Below are 15374 nucleotides of genomic sequence, written 5' to 3' on the forward strand. Positions count from 1 at the left end.
GCCTCGCGCAACCCAAACGACTGCACGGAGTTTGATCTGAAAGTCGCAACGGGAGCGCGCCGCACACGCGGCGCTAAATTTATGAACAAAAAGGTTCGATTGATTCTCGGCGCAGCAGCGCTGTTCGCTGCAACTCCGGCCTTTGCCTCCGGCGAGCCGCGTGGCGACGAGCCGGTCGCGGTGCCGCGGTCGATCAAGCAGGGCGTCGATTTCGTCTATGTCGACCCGCAGATGAGCACGGTCGCGCGGCGGCACCAGCGGCCGCAGAACTGGTTCGCCCGTCTGTTCAACCTAAACCTCGGGTCGAGCGGAAAGAGCTCGCCGAACCCGCTGTTCATCCAGCTGGCCCGGGGCATGCAGCAGTACCAGATGAGCTACGGCCGCCTGCCGCAGACGAAGATCCCGGCGGGTCCGGTGCTGAAGCGCGGGTCGACCGGCAAGCGCGTTTCGCTGCTTCGCCAACGGCTCGGCCTGTCGCCGAACGGCGGTTACGACGAGCAGCTGTTCCAGGCCGTCGCGAGCTACCAGACGGTCCACGGCATTGGGCCTGCCGACGGCATCGCCGGCAAAGGCACGATCGCCTCGCTCAACCGGGGCGCGGACTATTATCTGAAGCGGCTCGCGATCAACGTCGAGCGCGCCTACCGGCTTCCGACGACGCGGACGTTCGACCGCTACGTGGTCGTCGATTCAGGGTCGGCCGAAGCCTATCTCTTCGATCGCGACCGGGTCGTGGATGGGATGAAGGTGGTCGTCGGTTCGCCGAAGACGAAGACGCCCATGATCGCGGTCATCATGCGCAACGCCAAGGCGAATCCCTATTGGAACGTGCCGCCGGAGCTGATCCGCAGCCTGACCGCCAAGCGTATCGGCGAGCAGGGCCTCTCCTACCTGAAGGACTTCCACTACGAGGTCCTGTCGGACTGGTCGGGCAACGCCCAGATCATCGATCCGAAGACTGTCAACTGGAAGGCGATCGCGTCGGGCAAGAAACAGCCGACCGTCCTCGTCCGGCAGCTTCCGGGACCGTGGAATTCGATGGGCAACATGAAGTTCGAGATGCCCAACGATTACGGCATCTACCTGCACGATACGCCGCACAAGGAGCTCTTTGCGGAGAACGAGCGGCATCTCAGCAACGGCTGCGTGCGCCTTCAGGATTATCGGCGTTTCGCCACCTGGGTGTTCGGGCGAGTTCCGCAGCCGCAGGGACATCGCGAGGAATATTTCCCGCTGCCGCGCCCGGTGCCGATCTACCTGACCTACCTGACGGTCGAGCCGAGCAACAACGGCGTCGTCTTCAAGCCCGACCCCTACGGGTTCGACGCGCTTGCCATGCCGCAAATGTTCGGCGGAACGAGCCGGGTCGCCTCGCCGTCCTGAATTCGGGCGGCGCCCCAACGCCGCCCGCTTCAACTCACCTGAGCACGCCCTTCGCGGCCATGTTCCTTGCGTAGAGGAACAGCACGATCGCGATGATCCAGATGAAACCGGTCATCATGTACATGGCCGGCGTCGTCAGCGCTGCAGGCGGCGTGGACATGCCGAATTGGTAGATCGTCGTCAGCAGAAGGCCGAGCAATGACACCGCATAGAGCGGCACCGCCCACCGGCTGCGGATGAGCAGCGCTAGCGACCCTGCAAGGCTCCCCCACACGCCTATCGCCCAGAGGGCGACGACCCAGGCCGGGAAGCTGGTGAAGTAGGCGGCAGCCTCGTCCCCGCCCATCATCTTCAGATATTCGGCGTTCTGCTTCTGCGTCATCACATAGTCGTAGCAGCCAAACGCCGTCCAAAGCGTCGCAAGTACGCCGACGACCCAAAGATGTGTGGGCGTGCGTGCGGTCTCAGCAGTCGTTGCCATGATTTGCCCTCCCCAAGTCGCAGCACGACAGGCGCTGCTTCCAACGCAAACGGGGCCAGTGCGGGCGGTCCCCCGCACCGCCGGGGCCGATGAGGCCCCGGTTGGGGGCTCAAGTCAAGGCTAGAAGCCGGCGTGCAGTCCGACCTGCGCAGAGACGTCGTTGCCCTGGTCGCGGCCCAACGTGGCCGAGCCGATGGCGTTGATCGTCACGTTGCTGAACAGGCCCGCGCTGCCGCCGAACGACACGCGGCCGTAGGCCTTGGTCGAACGGTCCTCAAACGCCCAGGTGTTGACGATTCCAGGCGCGCTGGTCTGCGCGAACTGGACCGAGCGGCCGTCGTCGCTCAGTTCCTTTTCGAGCATTGCGGAAGCGAACGGTCTGATCGACGATCCGCCGCTTTCGAAGTCGCCGCGGATCTCGGCGCCGATGCCTGCCGTGAACGACTTGGCCGAGGTCTTGCCGACGTTGAGCGAGAGCGCCGCGTCGCCTTCCTCGGTGTAGCCGTCGACCTTTGCCTTGGCATAGTCGAGCGCGACGACCGGACCGGCGCGCATTGTGCCCAGCGGGAAGAGATAGCCCGCCTTCGCGCCCGCAAGCCAATGGTCCCCGTCGGGGCTGGAATTCAAGTTGTTGACGACGCCCGCGCGCTCGATGTCGTTATTGTCCTGGCCGTAGCCGAGATAGCCCTGCACGAAGCCGCCCGCGATCGAAAAGCCGCCGAAGCCGCCGATCTGCCAGGTGTCCACGTCGTTGCGCGACGCATCATTGCCGAAGCGCACGCGCGGACGGGTGTAGTTGGCCGCAATCCCGACGGTGCCGTTGCCGAAGCCGTAGGAGGCACCAACCGTGCCGCCGACGCCGTCGATGTCGAAGCCGTCCGTCGCGGCATCGGCCTTCACGTCGCGGGAATAGGTGTCGCCGACGATGAAGAGCTTCAGGCCCTCGGCGACATCGCCGTCGCGCGGCGCCGTGAGGTCGACGCGGCTGGAAAGGGTTCGGCCGAACTGGCGAGCCGTCTCCATCCCAGCCTCGCTCGGGGCTTCGAGCGTCAGCGGTGCCTGCAGCTGAGCAGCGATATAGCGCCCGACGATCGCGAAACCGGCGGACGTCAGGTGCAGGTTGTCCACGTAGAAGAGGAACTGGTTTGTAAGGTTCGAATCCGCGATGCACGCCGGAGCGGGAGCGCAGGCGCCGGCGCTTTGCAGGCCGTAGGCGCCAGGGTTCGCGACGATCTGCTGACCGATCGCGGTCAAGTCGAGATAGTGGACGATCACGCCATCGGCCGCGTAGCCTGCGAGAACGCCCTGCATCTGCGTGTTGAACGTGGTCGAATAGCTCTGCCGGATGGCCTGAGCGGCGGGATCGTTCGCGATCTCGGGCAGGATCGCCGTATTGCCGGCGAGGAAGCTGATGTTCTGCGCGCCGGCGTCGACCAGCGCATTGAGGCCAGCCGTAGCAAAGGCCGCCGAAGCTGTGGCAGCCGCGGGCGCTCCCGCCAGCGTTCCGCCTTGCTGCTGGTAGAAGCGTGCGTCGTTCCCGCCGACCGAAAAGGTGACGAGATCGCTGGAATCGAAGGTGCCCGACACGGCCGGGAACGGTCCGCCGCCGCCCGCGAGAAAGGCGTTCCACTCGGTGACGAAGCCGGGCAGGCCGACGCCGTTGGTGTTCGTATTGTTCGTGAGCGCTCCGCCGATCGCGAAATTATCCACCGGCACGTTGAGCAGCTGCGACAAGGTGTCGATGTAGTTGGTGCCACCCGAGAAGCGGCCGGTCGGATAGACCAGAGGCGCCGGGTTGAAGCCCAGGATCTCGAACAGGTTGCCGGTATCCGCATAGCTGTCGCCGAATGCGGTGATGGAATCGACGCGCTGCGCCGCCGCGGACGTCGCAATAGTCGCAAGTGCCGTTGCGCCCAGAAGGGCACGGCCAAAGAGGCTACAAACAGTCATGAATCCCTCCCCCAAACGGCCGCACGGCGGCCGCGGACGGGAGGGATTATGAGCCGGGATTCCGCGATCTTACAAGTGGCGGTCCGGCAACAGCCGTTTCCAATCGGCTAGCGGTGGCCACCGTGGCCGGCGTTCTGCTTGTGGCCCGTGCGGCTCGCGCTTTCGCCGTTGGCATGAGCTTTCTGGTTGCCGCCGATGTCGTTCTTGCGGGCCTGGTCGAAGTCGCCCTTCTTCTTGTGGTCGGTCATTGTTTCGATCTCCGGTTGGGGAGAGGCTGAACGCCCGCGGTGTGGCGCCGTTTCGAGGCTACGGCACGCTGCCCGACAAATCGGGCCAACCGTCTCAAAGCCTAAGAAACTAGTGCCGTCGCGGGCGTTGGAGGACCGTCGCCTGATTGCGGCAGACTCAATCCAGCCCCCGAGGAGGACTTCAATGCAGCAAGGACAATCGAGCGAGCAGACCGGCACGCGCGACGATACATATGACGTGATCTCGGTGGTTTACCACGCGCTCCAGGGCGCGGAGAATTGCGAGATCTACGCCGACGACGCTGAAGACGAGCGGCTCCGCAGCTTCTTCCAGCAGGCCTACGAACAACAGCGCCAGTTAGCCGAGCAGGGCAAGCAGGTACTGATGCATTGCCTGCAGAACGAAGGCGGACAAGGCGTCGGCCAGAGCGCATTCGGCTTCGGCAAAGGCCAGACGTCCGGCCAATCGAGCGACAGTCGCAGTGAGAGGGTGACCTCCGGCACCAGCCAGACCGACACCGGTATCGGCTAATCCACCAAGGCCCCGGCGGCTTCGGTCGCCGGGGAACTTTCCGGCCCTTCGAAGGCTGCCATGACTTCGGCGATCATCATCTCCTCCTCTTTCTCGTAGCGCGGGGAGAAGTGGAACGGCTCGAGCCGTCGCACGCCCGCAGCGCGCGCAATCTCGCCCGCAGCCTTGGTGGTCAGGTGCGCACGATGGCGCGCCTGGTCGGCATCGGCTGCCGCGAAGCGCGATTCCAGGAAGAACAGGTCCGCGCCCGCCGCGAGCTCGGCAATCGCCTCGCGGTTTTCCGGAGTATCGGCGACGTCCGTCACATAGGCGATCTTCTGACCGGGACCGATCTTCACGAGATCGCGCAACTGGCCGAGGGGAAGATGGCGGCCGTCAGGCAGGGCAATCATGACCTTGTCGTCCCAACCCGCCAGGATCCCTTTCTTCAACCGCTGCAGCCACTGGCCCGGCTCGACGTCGAGCTCGTCGAGGCGGTTCTTCCAGACGTTCGCATGTGCCGGTTCGCTCAGGGTGAAGCCGAGGCAAGGCCCATGGTGCTGGAGGAAGGTCGCGTGCACCTCGAACCCCTCGACGTTCAGAGGTGGCGGCGGGATGGGGACTTCCCAGGCGAAGCGGCGCTTGAAACGGAAGCGGGCCGCCCGTGGCGCCTCGTGCTCCCGCAATCCGGTGACCAGGAAGACGAGGTCTTGATCGTACTTGTCCGCGAGGTCCCAGTCGTAGCCCTGAAGCTTGTGATGGATGCGCTCGCAAAGACCGTCCGGGCCGATGAACCGGATGACCTTCTGGCGCCCGATATTTGCCCGGAGAAGCGCATCGAACCCGACGAAATGATCCATGTGCATGTGGCTGACGAACACATGGCTGATGCGCAGGAGGTCGCGGGTGCTGAGCGCCGACAGGTCGCCGATGTCGAACAGCAACGCTTCACGCCGGTGAAGAATTTCGACGAAGACGGCCGGGTCGCCGAAGCGGCCGTTCACGAGCCTTGGGTGGAAAGTCGGGGTCACGCGCACTCAGAACGTCGCAGCAAGCCTTCGGTTCGCCCTTGGATTCTGGAGCCGTTCATCTGGTGCTGCTACAAGACGGACGGGTGTGAAGGGGTGGTAATGCGCAAATTCGTCCTTGTTCTTGCAGGTCTCTGCCTGCCTGCTTCGGCGCTCGCCGCCGCTAGCCAGCAGCCGATCGAGCCGATCGAGGTTCCGCCGAGTGTCGAGCAGGGTCTCGACATGGTCTACATCGACCGCGAGATCGCGCCGTCGATGCAGCAGCGCGACGCGCAGCAGCACGACCAGGGAATCGACCAGTTCAAGGTCGCCGACGCCGACATGTTCGCGCCGGTGCACCCGCTCTACACCGATCTTCGGCGAGCGCTGGTTCGCTACGAGATGCGCTGGGGCGACCTGCCGCAGGTGCAGATCCCGGCCGGCCCGACGCTGAAGCTCAACATGACCGGCGATCGCGTCGCGCTTCTGCGGCAGCGGCTGGGGCTTCCCGAGGGGACGAAGTTCGACGCACCGCTGGCTGCGGCGGTCAAGGAATTCCAGGACGTTCATGGCTTGAAGGCAGACGGCGTCGCAGGCGCGGGGACGATCCAGGCGCTGAACCGTGGCTTCAAGCATTACGAGGATGTGCTGCTGCTCAATCTCGAGCGGGCGCGCCGCCTTCCGCAGACAACCGAATCCGGCCGCTACATCCTCGTCGACGCGGGCTCGGCGCGCCTGTTCATGTACGAGAATGGGAAGCCGGTGGACTCCATGCGCGTCATCGTCGGCAGCAAGGTAACCGAGACGCCGATGATGGCGGCGCTGCTGCGCTACGTCAGCCTCAATCCTTGGTGGAATACGCCGCCGGAGCTGGCGACGAAGTCAGTCGCTCCGGGCGTACTCAAGGAAGGCCTAAAGTACCTCACCGACCGCGACTATGAGGTCCTTTCGGACTGGACTGACGACGCGACGCCGATCGATCCATCGACGGTGGATTGGCAAGCGGTCGCCGACGGAAAGGCGACCGTTCGCCTCCGGCGTGGGCCTGGACCGTGGAATTCGATGGGCGACATGCGGTTCAACATGCCGAACGACTTCGGCATCTACCTGCACGACGTGCCCGACTTCGAGCACGCGCTGTTCGACAAGGACGACCGCTGGATCAGCAACGGCTGCATCCGGCTTCAGGACGCGCATCGCCTGGCGAAATGGCTGTTCGGCCGGACGATGGTCGCGGATTCGAAGACGGAAGAGAATGTCGACGTGCCGGATCCCGTACCCGTCTACGTCACCTATCTGACCGCCGAGGCGGGTGCGAACGGGCCGAAGTTCCGTGCCGATCGGTACAATCGCGACCCGGCTCTCCTGGCCCGCTATTTCGGCAAGGATCAGCAGGTCGCGTCCGCCGGAAACTGACGGCTCAGTTTCCGCGAACGGTGGGCCAGCCGTTTCGCCATTCGATACGATCGACCAGCATGACCCGGCGGGTGTTCACCTCGTCGGTGGGCTTGGTGCGCGGCCGGCCGACGTCGACGGCGTGATAAAGGATCCAGCTGTTCCCGCGAGCGTCGGTCGCGACGGAATTGTGCCCGGGCGCGATCCACTTGCCGCGCTTAGATAGGATGATGCTGTGCGGCGTGCCCTTCGCGTGCTGGAGCGTCTCGAACGGGCCCGTGGCGCTTTTGGAACGTGCAACCATCACCGCATAATTGGCCTTCGCGCCGCAGCAATTATCGCCCGAGTAGAACATGTAATACCAAGGCCCGTGACGGAGCACCCAAGGTCCCTCGACGAGCACAGGAAACTGGTCCTTCGCCGGGTTCGGGCCGATGAGATCCTTCGGAGTGGTGCCGGGCGCGAAGGCCATGCGGTTGGCCTTGAGCTCCTGAACCTTGATCGGCTTGAAGCCGGAACCCCAGTAGAGGAGCTTCTTGCCCGTCGCCGGATCGTCGAAGGCCATCGGGTCGATATTGACGAAGCTCTCTCCGCACTGGAGCGGATGACCCATGTCGGTGAACGGGCCTTCGGGGCGCGTCGCGGTGGCGACGGCGAGGCAGAGCCCGTGCCGCTCGTCAGCCGTGTCCGGCTTCGCAGAGTAGTACATGATATAGCGGCCGCCATCGCGCAGCACGTGCGGGGCCCAGAAGTCCTGCGTCTTGCTCGCCCAGTGCGGCTTGGTCGGTAGCGCATCGCCGAGCAGCCGCCAGCGCTTCAGGTCCTTCGACCGCGCGACCTGAAGGTTGATCCACTTGCCGTTGCGCTCGGTCTGCGTCGCATAGGCGTAGTAGAAGCCGTCGGGCGCCTTCAGGGCTGCGGGGTCCGGGAAGTCGGCGTCGATGACCGGGTTCGACGAACTCGCCGTTGCGCTTCGTGCGGAACTCGCCGCCGGCGCGAGGCAAAGAGCAACAGCCGCGAGGGGCGAGAGAAGCGACTGGACGCGTACAACCATGCGCGCGAGGTTATCGCGTGCGCGTGGCGAAACAATGATCTCTTTAAGCGAATTCAGGGTTTTATCGCCCGGCCAGCGCGCCTAGCGCGCACCCATGTTCGAGTCCCCCGAGTCTTACACGATCGATGCCGTCGAAGACGGTGAAGCCAGCCTCCTGAAAGTCGCATCGCCCGACGGCCGCACCTGCGAATATCGCATCGCCGGCGGCGAGCATCCCGACTACCTGCGATTCTTTGCCGAGCTCTCACGCGATTTCGAAACACGGGTGCCGGGAGCGCACGAAGGTCCTGCCGCGGCGATGGGCGACATCAAGTGGAAGCCGCTCGTCATCGAAAATCTCAGCGAGCGGTCGCTCTACGGGTACGGCGATCCCGCGGTGCTCAAGGTCGAAGACGGTTGGATCCTGACGGCGACCACGAACGACGCGCCCGACGCCTTCCCGATCGTGCATTCGCCCGACCTCAAGCATTGGGAGCATCGCGGCTTCGTCTTCCCCGAGGGCCATGCGCCCGACTGGACCGCGACCGGCAAGCATGTCGCCGACTTCTGGGCCCCGGAAATGGCGAAGGTCGGGGACGAATATTGGATTGCCTACACGGCCAGGCAGAAATCCAATGCGCTTGCGATCGGATTGGCGCGGGCACCATCACCGTATGGGCCGTGGGTCGACAATGGCGAACCGCTGATCACCGGTGGTGAAGTGCTCTACCCCGGAACCGCGGCAAGCGGCGGAGTGATCGACTCCCACATCTTCGTCGACGACGACGGCACGCCCTATCTGTTCTGGAAGAACGACACGAACGGCTTGTGGCCGAGGCCGCTGGCCGGATTGCTCCGCGAGCATCCGGAGCTGATCGAGGAATTGTTCGCGAGCGAACGCGATCGCCGCACCGCCGCATTCGCCGCCGCGATACAGCCCTGGGCGAACACGCGCAGGCCAATGGAGCGCTTCTTCCTGATGCAGCCGCTGATCGAGGCCGCGCTGGAGAATTGGCCGAGGGTCAAGAAGGCGCTTCTCGGCCTCGCCCATGCGTCGAAGATCGTCGAAGCGATGCGGACGCCGATCCATGCACGCCGCCTTTCACCCGACGGCCGCTCGCTGGCGGGTGAGGAGCATGTCGTCCTCGCAAACGACCTCGATTGGGAAGGGCATCTAATCGAGGGCCCGTTCGTGACGAAGCAACAAGGCCGTTACTGGATGTTCTATGCCGGCAACGACTTCTCGACGCCTGCGTACGGCATCGGTGTTGCCGTCGCCGATCATCCGTTCGGTCCTTACGTGAAGCGGCCGGAGCCTTTGCTGAAATCGGTTCGGGAATGGTGGGCACCGGGTCATGCCTCCGTTACCGAAGGCGCGGACGGAAGGCCGCAGCTGTTCTTCCACGCCTTCTTCCCAGACCGCTGCGGTTACAATGCCTTCCGCGGGCTGCTGACGGTCGGGCTGGACTTCACGCGCGACGAAGTCAGGCTGCGGCAAGTTTGACCGCTCTACCCGATCCGCATCCACGAATGAGTTCGCGATGCCTGTAAACCGTATCTTCGCCGTCGCAGCGGCGCTCCTCACCGCAGCATGGACGGTCCCGGCTGGCGCCGATCCGTCCTTCGTGCCCGTCTACGAGGACAATTTTCCTGACCCGTTCATCACATTCCACAATGGCGAGTTCATCGCCTACTCGACGAACGACGGTCCGAACCTGCCGATGCTGACGTCGAGCGATCTCGTGCACTGGAAGAGGGTCGCGGCAGCCGATGGACGGCGGATCGACGCGATGCCGAAGATGGCACCGTGGGCGAAGCCGGACCGGACGTGGGCGCCGGAGGTCATGAAGTCCGGCGACAAGTGGCTGCTGTATTACACGGCAGCGAGCGCGAAGAAGTCGATGCAGTGCATCGGCGTTGCCGTCGCCAGCGATCCGAAGGGTCCGTTCGTGGACAATTCCGCCGAGCCTTTGGTGTGCCAGACGGACGAGGGCGGAAGCATTGATCCCAATCCCTTTCGCGACGCCGACGGCAAGCTGTACCTCTATTACAAGAGCGACGGGAATGCGGTTGGGAAGCACAGCTTCATCTGGGGCCAGCGCCTGTCGGACGACGGCCTCAAGCTCGTCGGCGACGCCGTGCCCTTGCTGACCGACGACCAGAAATGGGAGTGGAAGCTGGTCGAGGCGCCATCGATGGTGAAGTCGCCTACGGGCTACCAGATGTTCTACTCGGCCGCCTATTACGGCTGGGATTATCCGGGCGAGCGGCTGTCGAACTATGCAACCGGGTACGCGAGCTGCTCGGGCCCTCTAGGCCCCTGCAAGGACGCGCCGGAAAATCCGCTGCTGCACAGTTTCAACGATCGCGACGCAGGGTGCCTCAGCGGCCCGGGGCATCCGGCCGTGTTCCAGGCCGGCAAGCAGCACTTCCTCGCCTTCCACGCCTGGGCGGCGACTTCGGGCTGCCGCCCGCTCGACCCCGAGCGCTACCTCTATATCGCGCCTCTGTTCTGGAAGGACGGCAAGCCGACCCTGGGGCCGAGCCTGCGTGAGAGGAAGGCGCAAGAACGGGGTTGATCGAAGCGACGGGCAGCCGCGGTGGTCGTTCAGCGGCTTGATTGGGCAGCACAGGCCTTGGCGATGAATTCGGAATGCGTTGGCATGTGCTCGGCCATGTGCCGGTAGCTGAGGTACATCTTGTCGAGCGCATCGCTCAGAACATCGGGGGCGATCGCCCTGGCGGCTGGCTCCTGCTCCTCGGGGACGATTCCTTGGCCCAGCAGAACGGCGACCCAGCTCGCTGTTCCGAACAGCTCGCATCCCTCGCGAAAAAGCCTGCCCTTCGCCCGCCACAACTCGAGCCTCCGGGCAAGGCTGTCGGGCACGTCCATCGTCCGGCAGTAGTTCCAGAACTCGGAATCGTCTCGCCTGGTTGCCTTGTAGTGAAGGATCACGAAGTCGCGGACGTCCTCGAAAACGTGCTGCATCTGGCGATTATATTCATCCCGTTCGACGGGATCGAAGCGCCTGTCGGGGAAGAGCGCGAGCAGCTTCGCAATGCCGCTTTGGACGAGATGGATGCTGGTCGATTCGAGCGGCTCGACGAACCCGCTGGACAGGCCCAACGAAACGATATTTGCGTTCCACGCGAGACGCCGACGCCCGGCCGTGAATGACAGATGCCGCGGCGCGGCCAGCGGCTCGGCTTCAAGGTTTGCCAGCAGCAACTGTTCAGCCTGGCTTCGCTCGAGGTGCGCGCTCGAGTATACAAGTCCGTTGCCCATGCGGTGCTGGAGCGGAATGCGCCACTGCCACCCGCTTTCCCGACCCGTCGAGCGGGTAAAGGGATCAGCCGGACCGGCCAGGCGGCTCGGCACCGCCACCGCCCGGTCGCAGGGCAGCCAGTGGCTCCAGTCATCGTAACCGGTCCCGAGCTTTTCTTCGATCAACAGGCCGCGGAATCCCGAACAATCGATGAATAGTTCGCCCTCGATCGTCCGATCGTCCGCGAGCGTGACGCTGCGCACGTGACCGCTCTCGCCATCGAGCGTTAGGTCGACGATCTTGCCTTCGAGACGCTGCACGCCGGCCCGTTCGGCATGCGCGCGAAGGAATTTGGCATAAAGTCCCGCGTCGAAGTGAAAGGCGTAGGCCAGCTGCGACAAAGGGAGGCGTGCATCCGGGCCCGGCCTCGCAAACTTGCCAAGTGCTGCCGCAACGCCGCTCATCGACCATTCGCGAATGTCCGGGAGCGAGCGCCGCTTCGATTCACGCAGGTACAATTGGTGGAAGTGGACGCCGCGCAGGTCCTGGCCATGCGGTCCGAACGGGTGGAAATAGCGTTCGCCCTTCGCGCCCCAGTCGACGAACTCGATGCCGAGCTTGAACGTGCCCTGTGCCGCTGCAAGGAACTCGTCCTCCGCGATTCCGACCATCTTGTTGTAGGCGATGAGTGGCGGGATCGTGGCTTCACCGACGCCGACGGTGCCGATCTCGTCCGACTCGATCAGCACGATCTCGACCGAAACCTTTTCGAGCAGAGCGGAAAAGGCGGCCGCGGCCATCCACCCGGCGGTCCCACCGCCCACGATCACGATCTTGCGGATGGCATGGTCGCTCATGCGCCGTCATCCTGCATGGCGCAGCGGCTCAGGCAAGCGCTGAGCCGCGCACGCAGACCCGGGCGGTGATCCGGCCGAGGAAGCTGCCTAGCCTCGTTCGGGGGCTGGCGGTGGCGGCGGGGGCGGGGGCGGCGGGGCCGGTTCGACGACCGGTGGCGGCGGTGGCGGGGGCGGAGCGGAGACCGGCGGTGGCGGAGCACTTGCCCGGCTTTCCCCGCCGAAGCGGAACCGAATCCCGCCCGACATCACCGACTCATTGTAGCGGACGACCATCGGGAACTCTTCTCGGCTCGTCGGCTGGCCCGCAGCATAATTGACGCGGACGATATCGGAGCGGAACGGGATGTTCAGGATGTTCGTCCAGTCGAAGAACAAGGTTAGCTTGTCGTTGACGGCGTAGCTGCTGGACCAGTCGAGCCGGCCACTGCTCCTGCCCCGGCCCTGGAGGGTGTAAAAACCGTCCCGCGGGTCGAGAGTGCCTTCAGGATAGTCCGTGCGATGATTGTAGGAGAGCCTCGCCGAAATCGGGCCACTCTCGTACATGCCGACCAGGTTAAACGTCCATTTGGAAACGTCCGGAATGCGGGTCCTGAGCACTGTTGCGTTCGGACCCGCCGCGGGCCCTGGGACGCACTCCTCGGCCGCAGGCGCGCAGAACAGTGGGAAGTCCACCTTCGCGTCAATGTAAGTGGCATTGGCCTGAATACCGAAGCCGCGTGCCCACGTCGGCACAAAGCCCCAGTCGAAGAAGGTGCTGACCTGGGCCTCGAGGCCTTGAATACGGCCCTCATTGGTGTTCACCGGGCCCGTGATCCGCACGGGCAGTCCCGTCGCCTCGTCGGTCATCGCTTCAAACGTGCGATTGACGATGAAGCCGCGCATGTCGCGGCGGAACACCGCGACAGAAGCGAAGCCCGTCCGTGAGAAATAATATTCGAGACTTGCGTCGTAGTTGTTGGACTTCAACGGACTGAGGGAGGGATTGCCGCCCGACCCCGTGATCTCGCAAGCCGGATTTGCGGGATCGAAGCAGTTCGGTGTGCCGAGGGCGAAACCTGGATTCAGTTGCTCGAACAGGGGCCGCGTGATCGTCTTTGTGGCGGCCAGCCGAAGTACGATGTCACGGCTGAAGTGGACGTTCACGTTCGCGTTGGGCAACCAGTTCGTATAGTCGTTCCCGACGTCGAGCGGCTCGAAAAGAAAGTCGTCTGGGTTCGGCGTGGATGCGTTCGGCACCCGCTGGAAGCCGTTGATGCGATCCTTGGTGTGCACCACCCGGACACCGAGCAGCCCGTCGACCGGAACGGATCCCTGGAAGTCGAATTTAATCTGGGCATAGCCCGCGAGCGTCTTCTCGTTGATGCCGAAGTCGCGCGTCGGGACCGGCGCTGGCGGATTGGCGTCGTTGTTTTGCGAGCGGTTCGGATTGCGATCGAGCGGGATGCCCTGGTCTACGTTGAACTGGCGCAGCGCGCTCAGACTGTCCCACACGCTGTTGAACGTTGGTGCGAGCCAGCTAGTGGGAGTGGGCTTGTTGTCGTCGCCTCGGAAGGCGGAGTGGAACAGCGCGTAGTCCAGGGGCACCTGGCTAATGAGAATGTTGAATCCCCCGGCAGCGACGTTCCTGAAGTTAGCGTCCCAGTAGCGCTCGCCGTCAGAACGGCCGGCGTCACGGTCAACGTAGCGCACGCCGGCCTGGATGTTCGGCAGCCAGTTGAGACCTGGCTCATATTCCGCATCGAGGCGAGCCTGCCAGTCCTTGCCGTCCGCGACGAGATAGCGCTCGAAGAAGCCGCGGTAATTGTAATTTGCCGGGTCCGCGAAATCGAGGCCTGTGATCTCCAAAGTCGGACCGTCGCCGCCCGGGCGACCGGTGAACCAGTTGACCGTGAAATTCTCGTTGTTGATCCCGAAGTCCACGCTTTCCGCGCGCAGCTTGAAGGTACTGTCCGTGTGCGCAAGGTCAGCGGTAATCCGCAGGGGCCCAGCATCGTAGCGGCCGCCGACGGCGAATTGATACGTGTCCGTCTTGCGCTTCGTAGCCCCCTGGAAGCCCTGGGTCTGGTAGGTGTCGTTGCAGCAACTGCCCGGATTGGTGACCGTGCCGCTGATCACCTGGCCGTCTTCGACGACCAGGTTGGAGTAAGCCGAGCCGCCCCAAAGCGGCACTTGCCACATGCGGTCAGTGCTTTCCTCCCGATAGCCTTGCCACAGGCCCTCGGCGTAGAACTCCAGGTCGGCGCTCGGGCGCCACTGCAGCGCGCCGTTGATCGATGGCCGCCAGCGATCGGCCTCTTCGTAGTGAAGCTCCGGCCAGTCGGGCGAACGGCCGCCGGCAGCACCGCCAAGATTATCGGCAATGAAGAACGCGTGCCGCCTAATCGAGTCCTGGTAGTGCATGCGCGTGTAGGAGAAGTTGATCAGCGCGCCGAAGTCGCCCCAACGGTTGCTAAGCAGGAGCTGCGCATTCGGCTTAAAGTCTTGCGCCTGCTTCGTGTGGTTGCCCCAAACCGACCCCGCGACCTCCAGACCGGTGAAGTCGAAGGGGCGGCGCGAACGAACGTTGATGAGTCCGGCCAAGCCAGGCTCGACGAGATCCGCCGTCGACGTCTTGAACGCCTCGACGGCTGCGATCGCGCCGGCGGGGAAATCCTGAAGCGCGACGGAGCGAGTCTCGGCGGTGAAAATCTCGCGGCCGTTATACGTGGTCGTATAATAGGAGCGATCGAGCCCGCGCAGCAGCACACGGCTCGCTTCGCCACCCGTCCTCTCGACCTGGATGCCGGGGATGCGCGCCGCCGTGTCGGACACGGTGATGTCTGGGAGCTTGCCGATGTCCTCGGCGACGACTGCGTCGACAATCTGCGGGCTATTGCGCTTGATGTTCTGCGCGGACTGCAAGCTGCGCCGCAAACCCGTAACGACGATCTCGCCGCCGCCCTGATCCTCGCCGCTGGCAGTCTGAGTGGAATCGTCCGTTTGCGGGGAGCCGTCCGGAGCCGCCGGGTTGGTTTGCGCCTGAACTGTCGGGTCGGGGGGCGTTGCCGGCTGCGACTGAGCCCAGGAGGGCGTTGCAAGATTCGCGAAGGCTATGGCCGTGGTCGACCACAGGATGGTGCTCGTACGCAGCATGTCTCTCCCCTGTTCACCACGCACTCTCCAATGCGCGGTTAGCGGGAGGTATGTGCCTCACCAAAAATGCTTACAACCCATTGGATACAAACATAAGTTAGTTTCGGGTCC

12 protein-coding genes are annotated in these 15374 nt (G+C 64.1%); 5 read left to right on the forward strand and 7 right to left on the reverse strand.

Going from position 1 to position 15374, the window contains the following annotated elements:
- Positions 1-81: 81 nt before the first annotated feature.
- Positions 82-1383, forward strand: a complete 1302-nt coding sequence (locus LZ016_RS14220) for a L,D-transpeptidase family protein (protein ID WP_241448113.1) — start codon at positions 82-84, stop codon at positions 1381-1383.
- 34 nt (positions 1384-1417) lie between these two features.
- Here LZ016_RS14220 and LZ016_RS14225 read toward each other — a convergent pair whose 3' ends face one another.
- The 3 genes from LZ016_RS14225 to LZ016_RS14235 all read right to left on the reverse strand — a co-directional run bounded on the left by LZ016_RS14225 (position 1418) and on the right by LZ016_RS14235 (position 4062).
- Positions 1418-1864 carry a hypothetical protein gene (locus LZ016_RS14225; protein ID WP_241448114.1) on the reverse strand — a complete coding sequence of 149 codons (447 nt, stop codon included), beginning with the start codon at positions 1862-1864 and terminating at the stop codon, positions 1418-1420.
- A 120-nt stretch (positions 1865-1984) separates the two neighbouring features.
- Complete coding sequence (locus LZ016_RS14230) at positions 1985-3814, reverse strand: autotransporter domain-containing protein (protein ID WP_241448115.1); 1830 nt, start codon at positions 3812-3814, stop codon at positions 1985-1987.
- Positions 3815-3921: 107 nt separating this feature from the next.
- Positions 3922-4062: a hypothetical protein gene (locus LZ016_RS14235; RefSeq protein ID WP_241448116.1), complete on the reverse strand. Its 141-nt coding sequence runs from the start codon at positions 4060-4062 to the stop codon at positions 3922-3924.
- Between the two features lie 184 nt (positions 4063-4246).
- Here LZ016_RS14235 and LZ016_RS14240 point away from each other — a divergent pair, with 184 nt between their 5' ends.
- The gene (locus tag LZ016_RS14240; protein WP_241448117.1) at positions 4247-4594 is read left to right on the forward strand and encodes a hypothetical protein; all 348 of its coding nucleotides are present in this window, start codon (positions 4247-4249) and stop codon (positions 4592-4594) included.
- Here the strand turns inward: LZ016_RS14240 and LZ016_RS14245 are convergent.
- Complete coding sequence (locus tag LZ016_RS14245) at positions 4591-5604, reverse strand: MBL fold metallo-hydrolase (RefSeq protein WP_241448118.1); 1014 nt, start codon at positions 5602-5604, stop codon at positions 4591-4593. The genes LZ016_RS14240 and LZ016_RS14245 overlap by 4 nt on opposite strands.
- Positions 5605-5703: 99 nt before the next feature.
- On the opposite strand from LZ016_RS14245, the gene LZ016_RS14250 reads away from it, so the two are divergent.
- The gene (locus tag LZ016_RS14250) at positions 5704-6996 is read left to right on the forward strand and encodes a L,D-transpeptidase family protein (protein WP_241448119.1); all 1293 of its coding nucleotides are present in this window, start codon (positions 5704-5706) and stop codon (positions 6994-6996) included.
- A 4-nt stretch (positions 6997-7000) separates the two neighbouring features.
- Here the strand turns inward: LZ016_RS14250 and LZ016_RS14255 are convergent, their stop codons facing one another.
- Positions 7001-8029, reverse strand: a complete 1029-nt coding sequence (locus LZ016_RS14255; RefSeq protein WP_241448120.1) for a glycoside hydrolase family 43 protein — start codon at positions 8027-8029, stop codon at positions 7001-7003.
- A 94-nt stretch (positions 8030-8123) separates the two neighbouring features.
- Here LZ016_RS14255 and LZ016_RS14260 point away from each other — a divergent pair, with 94 nt between their 5' ends.
- Together LZ016_RS14260 and LZ016_RS14265 are read left to right on the forward strand one after the other, a co-directional pair.
- Positions 8124-9512, forward strand: a complete 1389-nt coding sequence (locus LZ016_RS14260; protein WP_241448121.1) for a glycoside hydrolase family 43 protein — start codon at positions 8124-8126, stop codon at positions 9510-9512.
- 37 nt (positions 9513-9549) lie between these two features.
- Complete coding sequence (locus LZ016_RS14265) at positions 9550-10587, forward strand: glycoside hydrolase family 43 protein (protein WP_241448122.1); 1038 nt, start codon at positions 9550-9552, stop codon at positions 10585-10587.
- Between the two features lie 29 nt (positions 10588-10616).
- On the opposite strand, the gene LZ016_RS14270 is transcribed toward LZ016_RS14265, so the two are convergent.
- Together LZ016_RS14270 and LZ016_RS14275 are read right to left on the reverse strand one after the other, a co-directional pair.
- Complete coding sequence (locus LZ016_RS14270; RefSeq protein WP_241448123.1) at positions 10617-12131, reverse strand: tryptophan halogenase family protein; 1515 nt, start codon at positions 12129-12131, stop codon at positions 10617-10619.
- 87 nt (positions 12132-12218) lie between these two features.
- Positions 12219-15263, reverse strand: coding sequence for a TonB-dependent receptor (locus tag LZ016_RS14275; protein WP_241448124.1), 3045 nt, complete (start codon positions 15261-15263; stop codon positions 12219-12221).
- Positions 15264-15374 lie beyond the last annotated feature (111 nt).

The sequence above is a fragment of the Sphingomonas telluris genome (assembly GCF_022568775.1).
Taxonomy (GTDB): domain Bacteria; phylum Pseudomonadota; class Alphaproteobacteria; order Sphingomonadales; family Sphingomonadaceae; genus Sphingomicrobium; species Sphingomicrobium telluris.